This is a genomic window from Streptomyces sp. SID13031, from assembly GCF_010548305.1.
Lineage (GTDB): Bacteria > Actinomycetota > Actinomycetes > Propionibacteriales > Kribbellaceae > Kribbella.
Genome location: NZ_JAAGLV010000026.1, coordinates 21,164 through 40,157 on the forward strand (window position 1 = coordinate 21,164; position 18,994 = coordinate 40,157).

23 protein-coding genes and 1 pseudogene are annotated in these 18,994 nt (G+C 67.4%); 11 read left to right on the plus strand and 13 right to left on the minus strand.

Annotation, left to right across the window (positions count from 1 at the left end; genetic code table 11):
* Positions 1 to 75: 75 nt before the first annotated feature.
* Together G3I17_RS35715 and G3I17_RS35720 are read right to left on the minus strand one after the other, a co-directional pair.
* Positions 76 to 787 (minus strand): annotated as a pseudogene (locus G3I17_RS35715) (ATP-binding cassette domain-containing protein); the annotation flags it as partial.
* Positions 788 to 920: 133 nt separating this feature from the next.
* Positions 921 to 1,370, minus strand: coding sequence for a MarR family transcriptional regulator (locus G3I17_RS35720; protein ID WP_203591228.1), 450 nt, complete (start codon positions 1,368 to 1,370; stop codon positions 921 to 923).
* Positions 1,371 to 1,482: 112 nt separating this feature from the next.
* Between G3I17_RS35720 and G3I17_RS35725 the strand changes: the two genes are divergently transcribed.
* Positions 1,483 to 2,817, plus strand: coding sequence for an NAD(P)/FAD-dependent oxidoreductase (locus G3I17_RS35725; protein WP_164603108.1), 1,335 nt, complete (start codon positions 1,483 to 1,485; stop codon positions 2,815 to 2,817).
* A 40-nt stretch (positions 2,818 to 2,857) separates the two neighbouring features.
* On the opposite strand, the gene G3I17_RS35730 is transcribed toward G3I17_RS35725, so the two are convergent.
* Positions 2,858 to 3,316, minus strand: coding sequence for a MarR family transcriptional regulator (locus G3I17_RS35730; RefSeq protein WP_164603297.1), 459 nt, complete (start codon positions 3,314 to 3,316; stop codon positions 2,858 to 2,860).
* Between the two features lie 137 nt (positions 3,317 to 3,453).
* Here G3I17_RS35730 and G3I17_RS35735 point away from each other — a divergent pair, with 137 nt between their 5' ends.
* A complete protein-coding gene (locus G3I17_RS35735; protein WP_164603110.1) occupies positions 3,454 to 4,008 on the plus strand; it encodes a YceI family protein in 555 nt (184 codons plus the stop codon).
* 47 nt (positions 4,009 to 4,055) lie between these two features.
* On the opposite strand, the gene G3I17_RS35740 is transcribed toward G3I17_RS35735, so the two are convergent.
* Positions 4,056 to 4,658: a TetR/AcrR family transcriptional regulator gene (locus G3I17_RS35740; protein ID WP_164603112.1), complete on the minus strand. Its 603-nt coding sequence runs from the start codon at positions 4,656 to 4,658 to the stop codon at positions 4,056 to 4,058.
* A gap of 75 nt (positions 4,659 to 4,733) precedes the next feature.
* Here G3I17_RS35740 and G3I17_RS35745 point away from each other — a divergent pair, with 75 nt between their 5' ends.
* The 3 genes from G3I17_RS35745 to G3I17_RS35755 are packed head-to-tail and all read left to right on the plus strand — an operon-like array spanning position 4,734 to position 7,881.
* Positions 4,734 to 5,879 (plus strand): acyl-CoA dehydrogenase family protein, encoded by a 1,146-nt coding sequence (locus tag G3I17_RS35745; RefSeq protein ID WP_164603114.1) that lies wholly within the window; start codon positions 4,734 to 4,736, stop codon positions 5,877 to 5,879.
* Between the two features lie 26 nt (positions 5,880 to 5,905).
* Positions 5,906 to 7,126: an acetyl-CoA C-acetyltransferase gene (locus G3I17_RS35750; protein WP_164603116.1), complete on the plus strand. Its 1,221-nt coding sequence runs from the start codon at positions 5,906 to 5,908 to the stop codon at positions 7,124 to 7,126.
* A complete protein-coding gene (locus G3I17_RS35755; protein WP_164603118.1) occupies positions 7,126 to 7,881 on the plus strand; it encodes an SDR family oxidoreductase in 756 nt (251 codons plus the stop codon). Before G3I17_RS35750 ends, G3I17_RS35755 begins: the two co-directional genes overlap by 1 nt.
* 18 nt (positions 7,882 to 7,899) lie before the next feature.
* Here G3I17_RS35755 and G3I17_RS35760 read toward each other — a convergent pair whose 3' ends face one another.
* The 4 genes from G3I17_RS35760 to G3I17_RS35775 are packed head-to-tail and all read right to left on the minus strand — an operon-like array spanning position 7,900 to position 11,318.
* A complete protein-coding gene (locus G3I17_RS35760; RefSeq protein ID WP_164603120.1) occupies positions 7,900 to 8,616 on the minus strand; it encodes an ABC transporter permease subunit in 717 nt (238 codons plus the stop codon).
* Between the two features lie 2 nt (positions 8,617 to 8,618).
* Positions 8,619 to 9,533 (minus strand): ABC transporter ATP-binding protein, encoded by a 915-nt coding sequence (locus G3I17_RS35765; RefSeq protein ID WP_164603122.1) that lies wholly within the window; start codon positions 9,531 to 9,533, stop codon positions 8,619 to 8,621.
* Positions 9,530 to 10,426, minus strand: coding sequence for an ABC transporter permease subunit (locus G3I17_RS35770; protein ID WP_164603124.1), 897 nt, complete (start codon positions 10,424 to 10,426; stop codon positions 9,530 to 9,532). Before G3I17_RS35770 ends, G3I17_RS35765 begins: the two co-directional genes overlap by 4 nt.
* Positions 10,419 to 11,318, minus strand: coding sequence for an ABC transporter ATP-binding protein (locus tag G3I17_RS35775; protein WP_164603127.1), 900 nt, complete (start codon positions 11,316 to 11,318; stop codon positions 10,419 to 10,421). The genes G3I17_RS35770 and G3I17_RS35775 overlap by 8 nt, the downstream gene beginning before the upstream one ends.
* 144 nt (positions 11,319 to 11,462) lie before the next feature.
* Here G3I17_RS35775 and G3I17_RS35780 point away from each other — a divergent pair, with 144 nt between their 5' ends.
* Both G3I17_RS35780 and G3I17_RS35785 read left to right on the plus strand, forming a co-directional pair.
* Entirely contained in the window at positions 11,463 to 12,353 is an 891-nt protein-coding gene (locus G3I17_RS35780) for a GNAT family N-acetyltransferase (RefSeq protein ID WP_164603129.1), read from the plus strand.
* A 106-nt stretch (positions 12,354 to 12,459) separates the two neighbouring features.
* Positions 12,460 to 13,347 (plus strand): GNAT family N-acetyltransferase, encoded by an 888-nt coding sequence (locus tag G3I17_RS35785; RefSeq protein WP_164603131.1) that lies wholly within the window; start codon positions 12,460 to 12,462, stop codon positions 13,345 to 13,347.
* On the opposite strand, the gene G3I17_RS35790 is transcribed toward G3I17_RS35785, so the two are convergent.
* Positions 13,344 to 13,796, minus strand: coding sequence for a MaoC family dehydratase (locus tag G3I17_RS35790; RefSeq protein ID WP_164603133.1), 453 nt, complete (start codon positions 13,794 to 13,796; stop codon positions 13,344 to 13,346). The genes G3I17_RS35785 and G3I17_RS35790 overlap by 4 nt on opposite strands.
* Positions 13,797 to 13,809: 13 nt before the next feature.
* Complete coding sequence (gene fabG, locus G3I17_RS35795) at positions 13,810 to 14,565, minus strand: 3-oxoacyl-ACP reductase FabG (protein WP_164603135.1); 756 nt, start codon at positions 14,563 to 14,565, stop codon at positions 13,810 to 13,812.
* 143 nt (positions 14,566 to 14,708) lie between these two features.
* Here fabG and G3I17_RS35800 point away from each other — a divergent pair, with 143 nt between their 5' ends.
* From G3I17_RS35800 to G3I17_RS35815, 4 genes are read left to right on the plus strand one after another with little or no spacing between them, the layout of a single operon-like run.
* On the plus strand, positions 14,709 to 15,086 hold the full coding sequence (locus G3I17_RS35800) for a thioesterase family protein (protein WP_164603299.1): 378 nt from the start codon (positions 14,709 to 14,711) through the stop codon (positions 15,084 to 15,086).
* Positions 15,083 to 15,502, plus strand: a complete 420-nt coding sequence (locus tag G3I17_RS35805) for an acyl-CoA thioesterase (protein ID WP_164603137.1) — start codon at positions 15,083 to 15,085, stop codon at positions 15,500 to 15,502. The genes G3I17_RS35800 and G3I17_RS35805 overlap by 4 nt, the downstream gene beginning before the upstream one ends.
* 13 nt (positions 15,503 to 15,515) lie before the next feature.
* Positions 15,516 to 15,935, plus strand: coding sequence for a globin (locus tag G3I17_RS35810; RefSeq protein ID WP_164603140.1), 420 nt, complete (start codon positions 15,516 to 15,518; stop codon positions 15,933 to 15,935).
* Between the two features lie 22 nt (positions 15,936 to 15,957).
* Complete coding sequence (locus G3I17_RS35815) at positions 15,958 to 16,389, plus strand: OsmC family peroxiredoxin (RefSeq protein WP_164603142.1); 432 nt, start codon at positions 15,958 to 15,960, stop codon at positions 16,387 to 16,389.
* A gap of 297 nt (positions 16,390 to 16,686) precedes the next feature.
* Here G3I17_RS35815 and G3I17_RS41375 read toward each other — a convergent pair whose 3' ends face one another.
* The 3 genes from G3I17_RS41375 to G3I17_RS41885 form a co-directional block, all read right to left on the minus strand.
* Entirely contained in the window at positions 16,687 to 17,025 is a 339-nt protein-coding gene (locus G3I17_RS41375) for a hypothetical protein (protein WP_239063263.1), read from the minus strand.
* Positions 17,026 to 17,221: 196 nt separating this feature from the next.
* On the minus strand, positions 17,222 to 17,518 hold the full coding sequence (locus tag G3I17_RS35830; protein ID WP_164603148.1) for a hypothetical protein: 297 nt from the start codon (positions 17,516 to 17,518) through the stop codon (positions 17,222 to 17,224).
* A 574-nt stretch (positions 17,519 to 18,092) separates the two neighbouring features.
* Positions 18,093 to 18,926 (minus strand): mechanosensitive ion channel family protein, encoded by an 834-nt coding sequence (locus G3I17_RS41885; protein ID WP_203591230.1) that lies wholly within the window; start codon positions 18,924 to 18,926, stop codon positions 18,093 to 18,095.
* Positions 18,927 to 18,994 lie beyond the last annotated feature (68 nt).

The window sequence follows — 18,994 nt, forward strand, 5'->3', positions numbered from 1 at the left end:
CGCTGAAGTAGTTCGCAAGCAGACCTCGTCAGGCAGGTTGGCGCGGTCGAAGGCGCCCTTGTAGCGACCGCGGACGATGCTCTTGGCGGTGAGCTCGAACAGCGCGATCCCCGCCGCGGCCGCCTTCGTCCCGATCTCACGAGCCGTCGACCCACTCACCTGCAACTCCTCCGAGCCGGCCCGCCCAGTGATGTCGACGCCTTCCGCGGCCAGTACTTCGCGGAGCCGTCCGGGATCGCCGGTCGCGACGGTCACCGTGTTGCCGTCTGCCTGGCGGACCATCTCCTCGACCGTGGTGTCGGCGAGCAACCGGCCACGGCCGACGACGATCAGGTGGTCGGCGACCAGCGCCATCTCGGTCATCAGGTGCGAGGACACGAAGACCGTCCGGCCGTCAGGCGGCCAGTCCGGTGAGCAGATTGCGGACCCACAGCACGCCTTCGGGGTCCAGCCCGTTGACCGGCTCCCGGCGGCGCGGGATGCCGTGCGTGTAGGCCTGGGCCATCAGGTGGTCGAACGCGGACCGTCCCGGGTGGGTCGACTTCGCTTCCAGCAACGCACCGACCTCCTGCAGCGGCGCGGTGTGTTCGGCGTACCGGCGTCCGTTCACGATGACCGAGCCGCTGGTGGGTGCGTCCAGGCCGAGGATCATCCGCATCGTCGTCGAGTTGCCGGCGCCGTTCGGACTGAGGAAGCCCGTCACGCTCCCCGGGTGGACGGTGAAGTCCAGCCGGTCGACGGCGGTGGTCTCCCCATAGCGCTTGGTCAGTTGATGTGCCTCGATCATCGCGTGGTCCCTCGACTCCGGGCGCCGGGCTTCCCGGCCGCCTCGAGTTCCACGCTAGGAACGGCGGCGGCGCGAACCGTAGTACCGGGGATGGATTTTCCGGCGGCCCGTCGTACCGCGGTACCACTCGCCGCTAAAGCTCTTCGACGGTCTGCCCGCCGGCGACCGCCTCGGCGAGGAAGGTGGAGATCACCTGGAGGTCGGCGTCCGAGCGGCTGGCCAGGACTGTTTGCATGCGCCGGCCCTGTTCGGCGTACAGGGGGGCGAGCTTTTCCTGGATCGCCTCAAGGGAGGGGGTGACCAGGACCTTGCGGCGATCGTTGGGGTCCGGCTGCCGGGTGATCAGGTCCAGCGACTCGAGCCGGTCGATGACGCCGGTCACCGTGCCCGAGGTCAGGCCGGTGTGCTCCGACAGTTGCCGCGGGGTGAGCGGTCCGTACGACTGGAGCAGCGTCATGAACTGCGAGTCGCTCGCCCCCAGCCCGAGTTTCGCCGAGACGGCGTGGTTGAACAGGATCACGTCGGCGATGAAGCGGACCATCCGCTCCTGCAGCTCGGCGCCCAGTTCTTCCCGGGTACTCATCACAGACCTCCACACCTGGCTAGGACTTGCATTTCTCTCGGATCTCCAAGATACTCGGTTTGCCAAGATACTTGAAGAACCGAGATACTTGATCTTAGTGGAGGAGAGACCGATGAAGGTGCTGGTGATCGGCGGCGGGACCGGCGGGTTGGCGCTCGCGCACGGGCTGAAGCGGGCGGGCATCGAGGTGCGGGTGTTCGAGCGCGACGTACTGCGGACCGACGGCCTGCACGGCTACCGCATCGGGATCGACCCCGACGGCAGCCGGGCGCTCAGCGGGTTGCTGCCGCCGGAGCTCTACGCCACGTTCGTGGCGACGAAGGCGCGCGACCCGAAGTACTTCAACATGGTCACCGAGGACCTCAAAGAGGTGCTCTCGATGGACATCCCGCCGTCGACCGACCCGGTCGAGAGCGAGAAGTCGATCAGCCGGATGACCTTGCGGCAGGTGCTGCTGACCGGGCTCGACGACGTGGTCGAGTTCGGCAAGGAGTTCGTCCGGTTCGAGCGGGACGGCGACAGCGTCACGGCGTACTTCGCCGACGGGTCGCAGGCGACGGGTGATCTGCTGGTCGCGGCGGACGGTTCGGGATCGCGGGTACGCCGTCAGTACCTGCCGCAGGCGAAGACCGAGGAGACCGGGATCATCGCGATCGCCGGCAAGCTGCCGCTCACCGAGGAGAGCGCGAAACTCGTTCCGCCGAAGGTGTTCGAGGGCATCACGATCGTGAACGCCCCGCACGGGCTGGCCTGCATCATCCACGTGATGGAGTTCCAGTGGGACCGCGACGGCAAGGTCAAGGAGGGCATCGGCGGCAACACCGAGGAGCTGATCCGGGAGTGGCCCGGGCTGCAGTTCGACAACACCCGCGACTACATCAACTGGGGGTTGTCGGCTACTGCGGACAAGCTGCCTGCCGAGGTGATGGAGCTGAAAGGACAGGAGCTGGTCGACGTCGCGTTGAAGGCGACGCCCGGGTGGCACCCGAATCTGCGCCGGCTGTTCGAGCTCACCGACCCGGGCACCTGTTTCCCGGTGAACATCTGGACCTCGGTGCCGCTCGAGGCGTGGCCGACGACCAGGGTGACGCTGCTGGGTGACGCGATCCACACGATGACGCCGGGGCGTGGGGTCGGCGCGAACACGGCGCTGCGGGACGCGCTGCTGCTCTGCCGCAAGCTGATCGAGGTCAGGGACGGCCGCAGCGGGCTGATCGAGGCGGTCGGTGAGTACGAGAAGGCGATGATCGAGTACGGCTTCGACGCGGTGCTGAAGTCGCGGGCCCAGATGAGCGGCAGTGACCCCATCCACAAGCCGGTCGTCGGGCGCGTAGTACTGGCAGGCATGCGTACTGCGATGCGCGCCGTCAACCACCTGCCACCGGTGAAGCGCCGGATGCGCGACTCGATGATGGCCTACCGCGGGGCCGACCGCGACGAGGCCTAGCCGCTGGCCCAGCCGCGGGGTCAGCCCTAACCGCGGCGGGTCAGCGCTGGCCGATGTGCTCCGAGACGGCGTCGAAGACCCGGCCGAGGGCGGCGAAGTCCTCGGGGGAGACCAGATCGAGCAGGTTCTCGCGAACGCCGTCGACGTGGAACGGCGCGGCGTGGTCGAGCAGGGAGAAGCCCGCTTCGGTGAGCTCGGCCCAGACTCCCCGCTTGTCGCTCTTGCAGGAAGTGCGCCGGACCAGCTCGGCCGCCTCGAGGCGGCCGACCGTGTGGGTCAGGCGGGAGCGGCTCTGGTGCAGCCGGTCGGCGAGCTCGGCCATCCGCAGGCGGCGCTCGGGCGCCTCGGAGAGCCGGACCAGAATCTCGTAGTCGTTGATGCCCAGGCCGAACTGTCGGAGATCGTCGTCGAGTTTGGCCATCAGGCGCGCAGTGCCCAGCAGGTACGCGCGCCACGCCACCTGCTGCTCGGAGTCAAGCCACCGGGTCCCAGTCGTCATCGTCACCCGGACAGTGTACCGGGAATGTAGTTGACTTTTAAATAGTTCATATCTACTGTCGACGTCATTGGTTGAAGTTTTAACCAACCTGCGACTGCGACGCCCCCCGACTGGCTTTCCGTTTGAAAGGACTCCCCATGAGCACCGCTACGACCACGATTCCCGGCCTCGTTTCCGGAACCTACGCGCTCGACGTCGCGCACACCGAGATCGGCTTCACCGTCCGGCACCTGATGACCAAGGTCCGCGGCGTGTTCAAGGAGTTCAGCGGCGAGATCATCGTCAAGGACTCGCTCGAGGAGTCGACCGCCAACGTGTCGGTCGAGCTGGCCTCCGTGCACACCCGGAGCGACCAGCGCGACGGCCACCTGCGCTCAGGTGACTTCTTCGACGCCGAGAACAGCCCGAAGATGACGTTCGTGAGCACCGGCATCAAGCCGGAGGGTGACGACTACATCCTGGCCGGCGAGCTGACCATCAAGGACGTCACCAAGCCGATCGAGTTCGCTGTCGAGTTCCTCGGCGTGGAGCAGAACGCGTACGGCCAGACGATCATCGGCTTCGAGGGCTCGACCTCGATCAGCCGCAAGGACTGGGGCATCGACTTCAACGTGCCGCTCGAGGGTGGCAAGCTGCTGATCGGTGACAAGGTGGACATCCACCTCGACGTACAGGCTGCTCTGCAGGCCTGATCCGTACTACGGAACGCCCCGCCCCTCTTCGGAGGCGCGGGGCGTTCCTATGCCTGGACCATCCGCAGGGCGAGGTCGGCGTAGGTGGCGCCGAGGGCTTCGGGGGAAGGGCGGCGGGCCGGGTCGTACCAGCGGGCCACGTCGATCGACAGGGAGAGGACGGCGAGCGTCGTACCGGGGAGATCGGGTACTGCGAAAGTGCCGTCGCTGACCCCGTCGGTGAGGACCTTCTCGATCAGGGTGGAGATGGCTCGGCGGATCGTGGCGACCTCGGCGAAGTGCTCGGGGCTGAGGGCGGCCAGCTCGTACTGGACCACGCGAGCGATCGTGTGGTGCTCGGCGTGCCAGGCGGTGAAGGCGGAGACCATCGCGCGCAGCCGGTCCGCGGGGGAGTCGGCGGTGTTGGCCGCGGTCAGGATCTCCAGGGCGGCGCGGTGACCGTACAGGCTGATCTCGAAGAGCAGTCGCTCCTTCGAGGGGTAGTGCACGTAGAGCGCGGCCGGTGACATGCCGGCGCGCGAGGCGATGTCGCGGGTGGTGGTCGCCTGGAAGCCGCGCTCGGCGAAGGCGTCGATGGCGCCGGTGAGCAGCCGGCGGGCGGCGGCGGGCTGGACGTGCTCCCAGATGTGGGGGCTGGTGACTGCGGACACGTTGACACCTTGCCCTAAGTTCGCGAAGCTAAGCAAGCGCTTAGTGACTCGTCTTTACGCTTCAGGAGGCCAGCGATGGACCGGATCATCTTCAACGAGGACCACCACGCCTTCCGGGCCAGTGCCAAGGAGTACTGCGACCGCTCGCTGGTACCGCGGATGGAGCAGTTCCTCGAGGAGAAGACGATCGAGCGGGCCGCCTGGCTCGAAGCCGGCAAGCAGGGCTTCCTCGGTCTCGACGTCCCCGAGGAGTACGGCGGCTCGTCGGTCGGCGACTACCGGTTCAACGCGGTGTTCGCCGAAGAGGTCTCCAAGGTGTCCGCCTCGCTGTCGAGCTGCTTCGGCATCCACTACGACTGCTCGGCTCCGTACCTGGTCGATCTGGGCACCGAGGAGCAGAAGCAGCGCTGGCTGCCCAAGTTCTGCTCCGGTGAGCTGATCGCCGCGATCGGGATGACCGAGCCGTCCGGCGGCTCCGACCTGGCCGCGCTGAAGACGACCGCGAAGAAGGCCGACGGCGGCTGGGTGGTGAACGGCTCGAAGACCTTCATCACCAACGGCGACATGGCCGACCTGGTGATCACCGCCGCCCGGACCGATCCGGGCAAGGGCGCGAAGGGCATCACGCTGTTCGCGATCGAGGAGGGCATGGAGGGCTTCGCCCGCGGGCGCAAGCTGGACAAGGTCGGCCAGACCGAGTCCGGGACGTCGGAGCTGTTCTTCGAGGACGTCTTCGTCCCGGACGAGAACGTGCTCGGCGAGCTCGACCGTGGCTTCATCCACATGATGGAGCGGCTGGCCCAGGAGCGGATCGGCGCCGCGGTGTCGAATATCGCGCACGCGGCCCAGATCCTGGCCGAGACGATCGAGTACGTGAAGCAGCGCAAGGCGTTCGGCCAGGCGGTCGGCTCCTTCCAGTACAACAAGTTCCTGATCGCCGAGCTCGTCACCAAGGCCGAGGTGACCCAGGCCTACGTCGACAACGCTGTCGTCGCGCACGACGAGGACCGGCTCTCGGCTGTGGACGCGGCCAAGGCGAAGTGGTGGAGTGCACACGTACAGAACGAGATCCTCGACGCCTGCGTCCAGCTGCACGGCGGCTACGGCTACATGAACGAGTACCGGGTCGCCCGCGCCTGGCGGGATGCGCGCGTCACCAAGATCTGGGCCGGCTCGAACGAGATCATGAAGGAACTCATCGGCCGCGATCTGGGCCTGTAACAGTCTCATCTGAGAAGGGAACAGCTGTGCCTGAAGCAGTCATCGTCTCCACCGCGCGGTCGCCGATCGGCCGGGCCCACAAGGGTTCGCTGAAGGACATCCGGCCGGACGACCTGGCCGTCCAGATGATCAAGGCGGCGGTCGACAAGGCCGGCCTGACCGGTGACCAGATCGAGGACCTGATGCTCGGCTGCGCCGAGCCGCACGACGAGCACGGTGGCAACATGGCCCGCCGGGTCGCCGTCCAGCTGGGCTGGGACAACACGCCCGCGACGACGATCAACCGGTTCTGCGCGTCCTCCACCCAGACCGCGCGGATGGCCTTCCACGCGATCAAGTCCGGTGAGGGCGACATCTTCGTCAGCGCCGGGGTCGAGTGCGTCTCGCGGTACAAGAACTTCGGTTCGGCCGGCGTCGGCGACCCGAGCTCGTTCAACCAGGTCTTCGCCGACGCGGTCCAGCGCACCGAGAAGTACGCCGAGACCAACGACGTGTGGCACGACCCGCGCACGGACGGACTGATCCCGGACGTCTACATCTCGATGGGCCAGACCGCCGAGAACGTCGCGACCCTGCGTGGGATCAGCCGCGAGGATCAGGACGCGTTCGGTGTCCGCTCGCAGAACCTGGCCGAGAAGGCGATCGACAACGGCTTCTTCGAGCGCGAGATCACCCCGGTGACGCTGCCGGACGGCACGCTGGTGAGCAACGACGACGGTCCGCGCGCCGGTACGACGCTGGAGAAGGTCAGCCAGCTGAAGCCCGTGTTCCGTCCTGACGGCACCGTCACCGCCGGCAACTGCTGCCCGCTGAACGACGGCGCCGCGGCCGTGGTGATCATGAGCGACACCAAGGCGCGCGAGCTCGGCCTGACCCCGCTGGCCCGGATCGTCTCCACCGGCGTGAGCGGCCTGTCGCCGGAGATCATGGGCCTCGGTCCGGTCGACGCGACCAAGCAGGCGCTGGCCCGGGCCGGGATGAGCATCGGTGACATCGACCTGGTCGAGATCAACGAGGCCTTCGCCGTCCAGGTGATCGGCTCGGCCCGCGAGCTCGGTATCTCCGAGGATCGGCTGAACGTGCACGGCGGCGCGATCGCGCTCGGCCACCCGTTCGGCTCGACCGGCGCGCGGATCATGACCACGCTGGTCAACGGTCTGCAGTTCGAGGACAAGCAGTTCGGCCTGGAGACCATGTGCGTCGGTGGCGGCCAGGGAATGGCAGTGATCCTGGAGCGCCTGAGCTGATGAGCCTGAAGGACAAGACGGCGATCGTCACTGGTGCCTCCCGCGGGATCGGGCTGGCGATCGCCAAGCGCCTGGTGGCCGATGGCGCTCACGTGATCATCACCGGCCGCAAGCAGGAGGCGCTCGACGAAGCGATCGCCGACCTGGGTGGCCGCGACAACGCGATGGCCGTCGCAGGCAATGCCGCTGACGGCGCGCACCGGGCAAGTGTCGTGGCGGCGGCAGTGGCGACGTACGGGTCGGTGGACCTGCTCGTGAACAACACGGGCATCAACCCGATCTACGGCTCGCTGCTCGACGTCGACAGCACTGTGGCGGCCAAGATGGTCGATACGAACGTGCTGGCGAGCATCGCCTGGGTCAAGGCCTGCAGTGACGCGTGGATGCGTGTCCACGGCGGTTCCGTCGTCAACCTGTCGTCGGTGGCCGGCCTGTCGCCATCACCCGGCATCGGCTGGTACGGCGCCACGAAGGCGATGCTCTCCCGAGTGACGGCTGAGCTGGCAGTGGAGCTCGCGCCGTTGATCCGGGTCAACGCGGTCGCCCCGGCCGTGGTGAAGACCAGGTTCGCCGGCGCGCTCTACGAAGGTCGCGAGGACAAGGTCGCGGCGTCGTACCCGCTGAAGCGGCTGGGCACCCCCGAGGACGTCGCCTCCCTCGTCTGGTTCCTGCTCTCCGACGAAGCCTCCTGGATCACCGGCCAGACCATCACCATCGACGGCGGCCTGACCCTCAACGGCGGCATCGTCGGCTGACCCGGTCGGCTGGCTCGCTCACTCCGCAGTCGACAGGATGAGCGAGCGGAGGCGGGCGACGGCGAGGCTGAGGCCGATGACGACCACGGCGATCAGCAGGATCGTGGCGATCGGGAGTTTGACGGCTGAGGTGACGTCGGGGGAGTCGGTGAGTTTGTGGATGACGGCCAGCGACCACTGCTGGATGCTGAGGGCCTTGGCGCCGTCGACGTACTGGCCCATCACGCCCTCCCACAGCAGGGCGTAGATCAGGCCGATGGTGACGGCGTTGCCGGACATCACCGAGAGGGCGATGAAGATGCCGGTGTAGGCGATCCCGGCCACCAGCGAACCGATGCCGAAGGCAACTGCTGTCCGCGGGTCGTGGATGTCGAGGACGAGGCCGGCCAGGAACATCGGTAGCGCGCCGAGGACGAAGATCACCGCGATCGCGACCAGCGCCTTGGTCAGGATGATCGTGGAGCGTTTGATCGGCTTGCTGAGCAGGTAGACGATCGAGCCGTCGTCGATCTCGGAGGACAGGGCGCCGGTCGCCGCGATCAGCGAGACGAGCGGCACGATCACTGCCAGGCCGAACAGCTGGAGCAGGGCCACGCTGAACTCGCCGGTGTCGTCGAGCGTCAGTGCCAGCAGCACGGACAGCGCGAGCAGCACGCCGGGCAGGATGAAGAGCAGCAGGCCGCGCCGGTGACCGAACAGGGTCGCCATCGTCAGCCGGGCAATCGTCGCGTTCATCGTCAGCGCCTCCCGACGAGGTAGGAGAAGACGCTCTCGAGGGACTCGTCGGTCGGCGCGACCTCGAGCAGCCGGATGCCGAGGTCGCGGGCCATCGACGGCACCAGCCGGCTGAACCGCTCGAAGTCGACCACCTGCACCTGCAGCGACCCGCCATCCAGGTCGGCGCCGGAAGTACAGGGATCGCCGATCAGCGCCGAGGCGAGCCGGCGATCGTCGGACGAGCGCAGCCGGTACAGCACCGGCCGGTCGGTCATCAGCGTGCGGATCGCGCGATAGTCACCCGAGGCCGCGTGCCGCCCGGACACGACGACCTCGATCTGCGTCGCGACCTGCTGCACCTCTTCGAGGATGTGCGAGCTGAACAGCACCGTCCGGCCGTCCGCGCCCATCGTGCGCAGCAACTCCATCAGGTGCAGCCGTTGCCGCGGATCCATCCCGTTGAACGGCTCGTCGAGCAGCAGTACCGACGGCTCGTGCACGAGCGCCGCCGCCATCTTGATCCGCTGCTTCATACCCTTCGAGTACGTCGAGATGCGCCGCCCGGCCGCATCCTCCATCGCCACTGTGGCGATCGCTGAGGCTGTGGACGCGCCTGGATTCGGCAGGCCTTGCAGCTCTGCGTTGGCGAGCACGAAGGCGGATCCGGTCAAGGTGTCGTAGACGGCCTCGGTCTCGGGCACCAGCCCGATGTGGCGGTAGGAGCTCTCGTTGCGCCAGACCGGTACGCCGTCCAGCGTGACGGCTCCCGTCGACGGCGGCAGGAAGCCGGCCATCATCGTGATCAGCGTCGACTTGCCCGCGCCGTTGGGCCCGAGCAGCCCGGTCACGCCGGGGCCGATCGTCATCGTGATGTCGTTGACCGCGACCACATTGCCGTACCAGCGGGAGACCTTCTCGATCCGGATCACGCTCACCCGCGGGCCACCTTCGCGTAGCGTGAGTTGACGCCCCACACGCACAGCGCCACCAGCACGACGTACGCGGCGGCGAAGACGAGGCCCTGCACCGCCGTCGGCTTGAACTCGCCGCCACCGTGCAGGATGAAGCTCTGCAACACGTGGACCAGCGTGAAAGGCGAGCCCAGGCTCGTATAGCGGGCCGCCGTGCTGTTCTGCTCCGCCTGCGAGTTGAGGATCGCCGTCGTGGTGACGACAGCCGTGAACGACACGATCAGTACGGCGATGATCGCCGCCACGGCGAACCCGCGACGTGGTGTGGCCGCCGAGATCAGCCCGCCGATCGCGGCCAGCAGGATCGAGAGCAGCAGCGCCGCGACGAGTCCGCTGAGGAACTCCTTCGTCATGTCCGTGAAGTCGAACTTGGCCAGCAGTGCCCCGGCGTACAGGATCACCAGCGGCAGCCCGATCAGGATCATCAGCGCCATCACCAGCGCGGTCAGCTTCGCCAGCGCGTAGTCGGTGCGGCGCAGCGGCCGGGCCAGGTAGAGCACGATCGAGCGGTACCGGAGATCCCGCGAGAACAGCTGCGGCGCCTGCGCGGCCAGGTAGAGCGCGATGACCGCCTGCAGGTAGCTGATGTACTGCACCGGCGTCAGCGGTGGTTCGTCGAACTTCAGCGCGGTCTCGATGCCGACGATGATCGCCACCGGCACCACCATCACCGCGAGCAGCAGGAGCGGCATCACCTTCGACTTGCCGGACCGGCCGAGCCCGTACGCATGCCGCAGGCTCGACACGACCAGCGCCTGCCAGATCGCGAACCGGCCGAGCCGTGGACCGTCGTAGTGCCGGTACCCGATGTCGTGGATGACGCCGGACCGTTGCTGTTCGTAGGGCTGGTCAGACACTGAAGACCTCTTCCAGGCGGTGCCGGTGCTGTTCGACCCGGACCAGCCCGAGGCCGAGCTCGGCGATCGCGTCGCGGACCAGGTCGTACGTCTCTTCGCCGGCGATCTCGACGAGGATCAGCGGACCGTCCGTGCGGGCGCGCGCTCCGACTCTGGTCAGCGCGGCGGTCAACCGATCACGCCCACTCAGATCCCGTACTTCGACCGCCAGCACGCCCGTCACGCCGGTCAGCGCGGCCTTGGACTCCGACCGGAGCAGCCGGCCACCGTCCAGTACGACGATGTGGTCGCAGACGTGTTCGAGCTCGCCGAGCAGGTGCGAGGTGATCAGCACGGGGATGCCGAACTCGGTGCCGATCCGGCGGACCAGCGTGAGCATCTCATCGCGCCCGGCCGGGTCGAGTCCGTTGGTCGGTTCGTCCAGCAGAACGAGTTTGGGGTCGTGCACCAGCGCCTGGGCCAGCTTGACGCGCTGCTTCATACCGGTCGAGTAGCCGCCCATCGGCCGGTACCGTGCCTCGTCGAGCCCGACGTGCCGCAGTACGTCGGCTGCTCGTTCGCGGGCGGCCGTCGCGGGCAGGCCGGACATCTGCGCGAGGTGCACCACGAACTCGGTCGCGGAGACGTCGGGTGGCAGGCAGTCGTGCTCCGGCATGTAGCCGACAAGAGCACGGACCGCCTCGCCGCCGGTGACCACGTCGTGTCCCAGCACGATGGCGCTTCCGGCGGTCGGGGCGATCAGTCCGAGCAGAATCTTCAGCAGGGTCGACTTGCCGGCACCGTTGGCTCCGACCAGCCCGGTCACGCCGGACCCCACTTCGACAGTCAGCTCGTCCAGGGCCGTCACACGCGGGTATCGCTTGCTCAACGATGTGGTCGCGAGAACGGGCACCGGCCAACCCTAATGCCCATGCCGCCCCGGACAGAATCACAGCCGTCCCACAGCTGTTGCGATCCGGTTCCAACTGCTCCCGTACCGCACTCGCGCCCGGGTAATTGCGTGGCGGGCCTACTGCGCTGTGGCTAGGGTCCGGGCATGCGGATCAGGAAGGCGACGGCTGATGACGCCGCGGCGGTTTCGCGGTTGCGCCGGGAGACTTACTCGTACTCCGTGATGTCGCCGGCGTACATGCGGCACCAGATCACGGTCCAGACACCCGGCCAGCGGGTTCTCGCTCTGGTCGCTGAGGACGGCGACGACGTGGTCGGCTGGGGATCGGCCGCACTCAACGTGTGGACCAGCAAGCCGGGGCAGAGCGATCTGACGATCTATGTGCATCCAACGCGTCGGCGCGAAGGGATAGGTGGCTCGCTCGTGGAGCGGCTGCACGGGCATCTGAGTGAGGTCGGTGCGGAGCGGATCCGTACCTTCGCGACGCCGGCCGGATTGCCGTTCGCGACGAAGCTCGGCTACGAGCCGTCCCGGGTGATGCACTACTCCGGCGTCGATCCCCGGGTCCTGCCCGAGCAGCCGCCGGTGCCCGACGGGATCCGGATCGCCACCCTGGACACGCTTGAGCCGCGGCAGGTCTTCGTCGCCGACACGGCCGCTTCGCTCGACGAACCGGGTGATTCGCCGATCGACTCGGTCGACTACGACAACTGGCTCGACGAGATCTGGAACTCGCCATCGGTGGACAAGGCGCTCGGCGTCGCGGCGCTGGCCGGCGATGAGGTGGCTTGCTTCACCTCGATCGAGTCCGACGGCGACCGGGCCTGGTCGGGCATGACGGGCACTGTTCCGCAGTACAGGGGTCGTGGACTCGCGAAGCTGGTCAAGTCGGTCGCGCTGCGCCGGTGTGCCGATGCCGGCATCGTCGGGGCGTTCACCTCGAACGACGATGCGAACGGCCCGATGCTCGCGGTCAACGCCTGGCTCGGTTATCGCCGGATCGAAACGCAGACGAGTCTGCTGCGGATGCTCTGAGACGCCGCCTGGACGCTTTTTCGTTAGGTAACTATTGCAGCCGTCCAGACCAGTTTGCTCCTGACCACGGGTATCTTCCGGACAAACGTCGCTGAAGGAGTCGCTGATGGAGATCAGGCCGGCCGTACCGGACGACGCCGACGCCGCGGTGGCGCTCTACGACCTCGTCGAGCCGTGGTCCGTCACCACCGCCGACCTGCTGCGCAGGGGGATCGAGAGTCGCGGTGGTTCCCGGGCTCGCGCGACCTCCGCCGCTTTCGAGGATGACCTGCTGATCGGCTGGGCGTCGTGCGCACTGATCCCGGGGTCCAATCCGGTCAGCGCCCAATCGCGGGTGATAGTGCATCCGCAGTACCGCAGTCGCGGCGCCGGTACGGGGCTGGTGGAGTGGATCCATGAGCACCTGAAGGCGGCGGGTGCGGTGAACGTCCGCATCTTCGCCGATCCGGAATCGCAGGAGTGGGCGTCGCGCTGGGGCTACCAGCAGACCCGGCAGGTGCACTACGCGGGGATCGATCCGCGACTGGTGCCGGACCTTCCCGAAGTACCGGAAGGAGTGCAGTTGGTGCCGCTGGCCGAGGTCGACCCGCGGCTCGTGCACGCGGCCGATGAAGTTGCCCAGCGCACCAAACCGGGCGATGCGAAGATCGAGAGCCGCTCGTACGACGACTGGCTGGCCGATATCTGGAAGGCGCCGGGCATGATGCTCGAACTGAGCGTCGCGGCCCTGAAAGACGGCGAGGTCATCGGCTTCACGCTCGGCAACGGCAGCCAGCACAAGATCTGGTCGCAGATGACGGGGACGCTGCCGGAGTACCAGGGACGCGGCGTGGCCAAGCTGGTGAAGTGTGCCGCCCTCCGCCTGGCCGCCGACGCCGGTGTCGTCGGCGCCTACACCGCGAACTACGACGGCAACGAACCGATGCTCGCCGTCAATGAATGGCTCGGCTACCGCCGAGCGGCCACTCACTCAGTCTTGGTCTGCCCGCTTTAACGAACGAGCAGTACTACGGTCTCGGCGACGCAGGCCGGCTTGGTGGAGTCTTCGAGCTCGATGACCCACTGGAGCGAGACCTGTACGCCCGCCGGAGTCTCCTGCGCACCGGCGATCGAGGCGCTCGCGCGGACGCGGCGGCCGACCGGGACCGGGCTGGGGAAACGGACCTTGTTGACGCCGTAGTTGAGCTTGGCCGTGACACCCTTGACCGAGAAGAGCTCCTCGCCGAAGCGGGCGATCAGGCTCAGCGTCAGGTAGCCGTGGGCGATGGTGCCGCCGTACGGGCCCTTGGTCGCGCGCGCCACGTCGACGTGGATCCACTGGTGGTCACCGGTCGCCTCGGCGAACTGGTTCACCTGCTCCTGGGTGATCTCCAGCCACTCGGTCTCACCCAGCTGGGTACCGACCGCATGTACGACCTCGTCAACACCGGTGAAGGTTTGCATTTTCCCTGAGCTCCTAGTTGCGGGGTCCGCCGGCGACGTACAGGACCTGGCCGGAGACGAAACCGGCCTCTTCACTGCAGAAGAACGACGCGGCGGCGGCGATGTCCTCGGGCTTGCCGGTCCGGTTCACCGGGATGGTGGCCGCGGTGGCCTTCTTGAACTCCTCGAAGTCGACGCCGACCCGGGCCGCGGTGGCCGCCGTCATGTCGGTCTCGATGAAGCCCGGCGCGATCGCGTTCGAGGTGACGCCGAACTTGCCCAGCTCGAAGGCCAGCGTCTTGGCCAGCCCCTGCAGGCCGGCCTTCGCGGCGGCGTAGTTGGACTGGCCGCGGTTGCCCAGCGCCGAGGTGGAGGACAGGAAGACCAGCCGGCCGTAGCCGGCGTCGACCATGTGCTTCTGGCAGGCCTTCGACATCAGGAAGCTGCCGCGCAGGTGCACCGACATAACGGTGTCCCAGTCGTCCTCGGACATCTTGAACAGCAGGTTGTCGCGCAGGACGCCGGCGTTGTTCACCAGGATCGTCGGCGCGCCCAGCTCGGCCACCACCCGCTCGACCGCTGCGGCGACCTGGTCGGACTTGCTGACGTCACACCCGATCGCGACGGCCTTGCCGCCCGCTTCGGTGATCGCTTCGACGGTGCCCGCGCAGGCGGCCTCGTCGAGGTCCAGTACTGCGACCGCATTGCCGTCGGCGGCGAGCCGCTGCGCCACGGCGGCGCCGATTCCCCGGGCCGACCCGGTCACGATCGCCACTCGCTGCTCGCTCATCCGCCAACTCCTTCTGTGCACGGTCTGTATCCGGGGATGACATTACCCACGTTCTGTCAGCCCCGGCGTGGTCAGGATGGGATGATCGCCGTGTGGCTCATCACAACCGGCACGTTTACCACTGTCCGCTCCGCTGGGGTGACATGGACGCGCTGGGCCACGTCAACAACGGCCGGTACGTCGACTACCTGCAGGACGCCCGGGTGGATTTCCTGTTCCGGACCGCCAAGGAGCTCGGCGCCGACAACCTGGAGACCGGGCTGCTGGTCGCCCGGCACGAGGTGCAGTACCGGCGGCCGCTCGTCTTCCGGCCGGAGCCGGTCCAGATCGAGCTGTGGATCAGCGAGATCAAGGCGGCCTCGTTCGTCGTCGACTACGAGATCCTCGATGCCGGCCCGGAATCGCGCACCACGTACGTCGAGGCGCGCACCCGGCTCGTCCCGTTCGATTTCGCCGCGAACCGCCTGCGCCGGATCACCCCGGTCGAGCGCGCGGCGCTGGAGAAGCTGGTGGGCGCATGACCTTCAGTCATCCCGTCCTGGTCCGCTGGTCCGACATCGACTCCTACGACCACGTGAACAACGTCCGGTACTTCGACTACTTCCAGGAAGCCCGGATCCTGTTCCTGGCCCAGCTGGTCGGGGTCGAGGGCGACTATTTCGCGCACTACCCGGTCGTACTGGTCAGTCAGACCGTCGACTACAAGCGCCCGATCCTGCTGCGGCAGCCGCCGTACGAGGTGGATGTCTGGGTCGACGAGGTCGGCAGTACGTCGTACACGCTGGGCTCCCGGATCGTCGATCGCACGGGCGAGACCGAGGACGTCTATGCGAAGGCGGTCTCGGTGCTGGTCGCGGTGGACGGCGAGACGCATGCCAAGCGGCCGCTGTCCGACGCCGAACGGGAAGCCCTGCTGCGGCACGTTTCGGCGGCTTGAGACACTGGTGGCGATGAGCGAGCCGAAGAGTTTCTACGAGGCCGTGGGCGGGGCCGACACCTTCCACCGGTTGGTGGCCGCTTTCTACCGCGGCGTCGCCGCCGATCCCGAGCTGCGCGCGATGTACCCGGAGGAGGACCTCGGCCCGGCCGAGGTGCGCTTCCGGATGTTCCTCGAGCAGTACTGGGGTGGACCGCGGACGTATTCCGAGCAGCGCGGGCATCCCCGGCTGCGGATGCGGCACAACCCGTTCGCCATCACCCCGACCGCCCGGGACAGCTGGCTGCGTCACATGCGGGCCGCTCTCGACGAGATCAAGCTGGAACCGGACCGCGACCAGGAGATCTGGACGTACATGGTGATGGCCGCGCAGAGCATGGTGAACACCGACGAACCGACCTACCCCGGCGCGATCGACGTGTCCGGCAACTGACTTCTTAGGAGAACCAAAGAGCATGGCTGCCATTCGCACCGCCAAGGCCCACTGGGAAGGCTCGCTGCTGGAGGGGGCCGGCCAGGTCAACCTCGAGTCGTCGAAGCTCGGCTCGTTCGACGTGACCTGGGCCGCCCGGTCCAACGACAAGGCCGAGGGCGTGACCAGCCCGGAAGAGCTGATCGCCGCCGCCCACTCGACCTGCTTCTCGATGGCGCTGTCGCACGCACTCGCCGGTGCGGGCAACGCCCCGGAGTCGATCGACACCACCGCCGACGTCACCTTCGTCCCCGGCGAGGGCATCACCGGCATCAAGCTTTCGGTCAACGGCAAGGTCCCCGGCCTGACCGCCGACGAGTTTGCCCAGTTCGCCGAAGAGGCCAAGAAGAACTGCCCGGTCTCCCAGGCCCTCACCGGCACCACCATCACCCTGGACGTAACCTTCACCGCCTGACGCCCCACTACGCCGAACGGCGCCGGAACCCTCGTGGTCCCGGCGCCGTTTCGCCTGCCTACTTGCTCCGACAGGCCCACTTTGTGCGCCACCTGAGCATTTGGCCGGATCAGATTCGCTCACGTCGTGCACAAGGTTGCTGCTACGGCGATATCGGAAGGTGGGGAGAGGTTGAACCTCAACTCGCTGAAGTGGGCGATTCTGGTTCCGGTCGCCCCACCCGTGCTCGTGTCTCGAGGTAGCGCGTGGTGCCTACCCAAACCACAGGCCGGGCAGCCTCATTGGGGGCGCGTTGTACTACTGCCAGGAGCGGCGGGCTGGATCCCAGGTGCCGCTGATTCGCTCGCCGTTGAGGATCTCGTCCAGCGAGGTGCTGCAGAACGTCAGCGCCGCGTTCAGATCCCAGTACTCCCGTGGATACTCGGCGAATCCTGCAGCGGAGCGGGGGAAGCCGGTAACCCAGTCATCACTCGGAGACTGGATCTTGTTCGGCAGCGTCATCTGGCGCCGGCTGGCTTCGCGTTGAAGGACAGTGGCCAGGCGGGCGGCATCGAACGGGATGTCTGCAACGATCCGGACGATGTCAGCCAGGTCGCGTAGCGGGTCGAGGCCTTGTCGCCGTCCTGGCCGTGCCATTCGTAGAGGGCGCAGACCTTGTCGGCAAGGTGATTTTCGATCGGGGTCGTGGGGACAGAGGGAAGGTCTCGCAGGGTCTCGTGATCGATGATCGGCTTCAATGCCACCTGGTCGACCGGGCTATCGATGTGCCGTCGGGTGGTGAGGTCGATGCTGAAGGTCTCGAACTCTCGACCGCCTAGCAGGGCCTGAGCCTTCACCTTGGCGGTTTCGGGGCCATAACCGTAGGGGTCGGCTTCCTCTTCTGCAGTTCAGGGGTCATCAACTCTAGAATCCGGGTGTCGGGTCGGTAGCCGACTGCTTTCAGTACAGCGACGAGCAGGGCGCTTCCGTCTGGAGATCCGAACTGCGCCGCCGCCGGATCGAGCGCCTCAACGAGGGCTGCGGAATCGACGCCTGTGGTGGTGACAGCATCACGGACCACGGCGGCGAGGTGGTCGAAGTCGGTGCCGCCGGTGGCCAGATCGTTGACGGTGCGGGCGACGGTGGTCACCGGTAGCCCATTGACTCGGGTGACATCTCCATCGGGTAGGCCGCGCTTGCGGTACCGGGTATCCGGCTGCGTGGTCTGCCGGCGTACGGCGGTAGTGAACTCGTACTTGGACGGCAGCAGGTCACCGAGTCCGTGCACGGCTGCCGCGGATTCACCAGACGCTACTGCCAGCGGCTGGTTGCCCGCCGGTTGGCTCCCGGTGGCCAGCCAGGCTGCGCGCAGGCCTTGCAATGTCGCCGATGAGTTGACTGAGCTCAACCGGGAGATGGGCCTGTACTGACGTTTCGTTCATCGTTGTCACGACGCCAACGTGCTCTACCCCAACAGCCCGCGCGACCTGCTCTCCGGAACGCGTGGTCGGTGGCGACGCCTACCGGGTACCGCACGCGAGTGCGATCGACGTGACGTGGGTCCGGTGGGCCTTGGTGGTGCGTCGCCGGTGGTTCGGGTGGGGTCGATGCGTCGGCCCGGGGTGTGAGTACGGGTGGGGGAAGGCGGCGCCCGCATAACTCGGTAGTTGTTGGCTCGTTGAGGGTGAGGTTGAGGGCCTGGGGGTGGTGGGTATGTGTGGGGATCAGTTGTGGGGTTCGTGGCCGCCGGGGGCGCGCTCGGGGAGGGACTCGACCGGCTGGCGGGAGTCGGAGCGTGGGGGATCCGTTGGGGCGTCCTGGGCAGTGAGGCCGTCGGCGGCTTCGGCGGCGCTGCCTACGCCGGTGGTGGAGGCAGCGGGGGCGTCGGGGTCGCGGGTGGTCAGGTTGCCGAGGCGGAGGACCTCGCCGTTGCGGACGTACCAGGTGGTGCCGTCCTCGCCGCGCAGTTGGGTGACGCGCAGACCGACCGCCTCGACGACGCCGGTCGCCTTCTCCATGTCGACCAGGTCGCCGACGCCGTACTGGTCCTCGAAGATCATGAAGATCCCGGCCAGGAAGTCCTTCACCAGCGTCTGCGCGCCGAAGCCGAGCGCCACGCCGATGATGCTGGCCGACGCGACCACCGGCAGGATGTTGAAACCGAGCTCGGCCAGCACCATCACCACCAGTACCGCGGTCAGGATGATGGTGACCGTGCTGCTCAGCAGCGACGCGATCGTCTCGGCCCGCTGCGCGCGGCGGTCGCTGTTCAGCGTCTGTTCGACGAACTCCTGCCCGCGCTTGGACTTGGCCAGCACGCCGGCGACGGCGCCGTTGCCGGTCCTCCGGGCGAAGCGCCGGATCGCCTTGTGCAGGAGCCAGCGGACCACGAAGAACGCCACGACCAGCCCGATGATCCGGGCCGGCACGGTGACGATCTGGTCCGTCACTTCCAGCTTGCCGTCGTTGCCTCGCCGGAAGAACGTCGGGAACGTTTCCGGGACGGAAAACAGGGGGTGACTGAGCAGGGACACGGGGTAACTGAGCAGAATAGGCATCTCGCCGCCCTACTGTAGTGATCGCCGCCAAGATCTCTGCATCCCGACCGGAGAATTGCGAGGAGGAA

Bases quoted from the DNA above. Each gene is read 5' to 3' on its own strand.
- G3I17_RS41885 (WP_203591230.1), bottom strand. From the start codon at position 18,926: ATGCCTATTCTGCTCAGTTACCCCGTGTCCCTGCTCAGTCACCCCCTG.
- G3I17_RS35790 (WP_164603133.1), bottom strand. From the start codon at position 13,796: ATGCAAACCTTCACCGGTGTTGACGAGGTCGTACATGCGGTCGGTACC.
- G3I17_RS35720 (WP_203591228.1), bottom strand. From the start codon at position 1,370: ATGAGTACCCGGGAAGAACTGGGCGCCGAGCTGCAGGAGCGGATGGTC.
- G3I17_RS35815 (WP_164603142.1), top strand. From the start codon at position 15,958: ATGGCTGCCATTCGCACCGCCAAGGCCCACTGGGAAGGCTCGCTGCTG.
- G3I17_RS35800 (WP_164603299.1), top strand. From the start codon at position 14,709: ATGGACGCGCTGGGCCACGTCAACAACGGCCGGTACGTCGACTACCTG.
- G3I17_RS35725 (WP_164603108.1), top strand. From the start codon at position 1,483: ATGAAGGTGCTGGTGATCGGCGGCGGGACCGGCGGGTTGGCGCTCGCG.
- G3I17_RS35735 (WP_164603110.1), top strand. From the start codon at position 3,454: ATGAGCACCGCTACGACCACGATTCCCGGCCTCGTTTCCGGAACCTAC.
- fabG (WP_164603135.1), bottom strand. From the start codon at position 14,565: ATGAGCGAGCAGCGAGTGGCGATCGTGACCGGGTCGGCCCGGGGAATC.
- G3I17_RS35760 (WP_164603120.1), bottom strand. From the start codon at position 8,616: ATGAACGCGACGATTGCCCGGCTGACGATGGCGACCCTGTTCGGTCAC.
- G3I17_RS35745 (WP_164603114.1), top strand. From the start codon at position 4,734: ATGGACCGGATCATCTTCAACGAGGACCACCACGCCTTCCGGGCCAGT.
- G3I17_RS35805 (WP_164603137.1), top strand. From the start codon at position 15,083: ATGACCTTCAGTCATCCCGTCCTGGTCCGCTGGTCCGACATCGACTCC.
- G3I17_RS35810 (WP_164603140.1), top strand. From the start codon at position 15,516: ATGAGCGAGCCGAAGAGTTTCTACGAGGCCGTGGGCGGGGCCGACACC.
- G3I17_RS35755 (WP_164603118.1), top strand. From the start codon at position 7,126: ATGAGCCTGAAGGACAAGACGGCGATCGTCACTGGTGCCTCCCGCGGG.
- G3I17_RS35785 (WP_164603131.1), top strand. From the start codon at position 12,460: ATGGAGATCAGGCCGGCCGTACCGGACGACGCCGACGCCGCGGTGGCG.
- G3I17_RS41375 (WP_239063263.1), bottom strand. From the start codon at position 17,025: ATGGCACGGCCAGGACGGCGACAAGGCCTCGACCCGCTACGCGACCTG.
- G3I17_RS35730 (WP_164603297.1), bottom strand. From the start codon at position 3,316: ATGACGACTGGGACCCGGTGGCTTGACTCCGAGCAGCAGGTGGCGTGG.
- G3I17_RS35780 (WP_164603129.1), top strand. From the start codon at position 11,463: ATGCGGATCAGGAAGGCGACGGCTGATGACGCCGCGGCGGTTTCGCGG.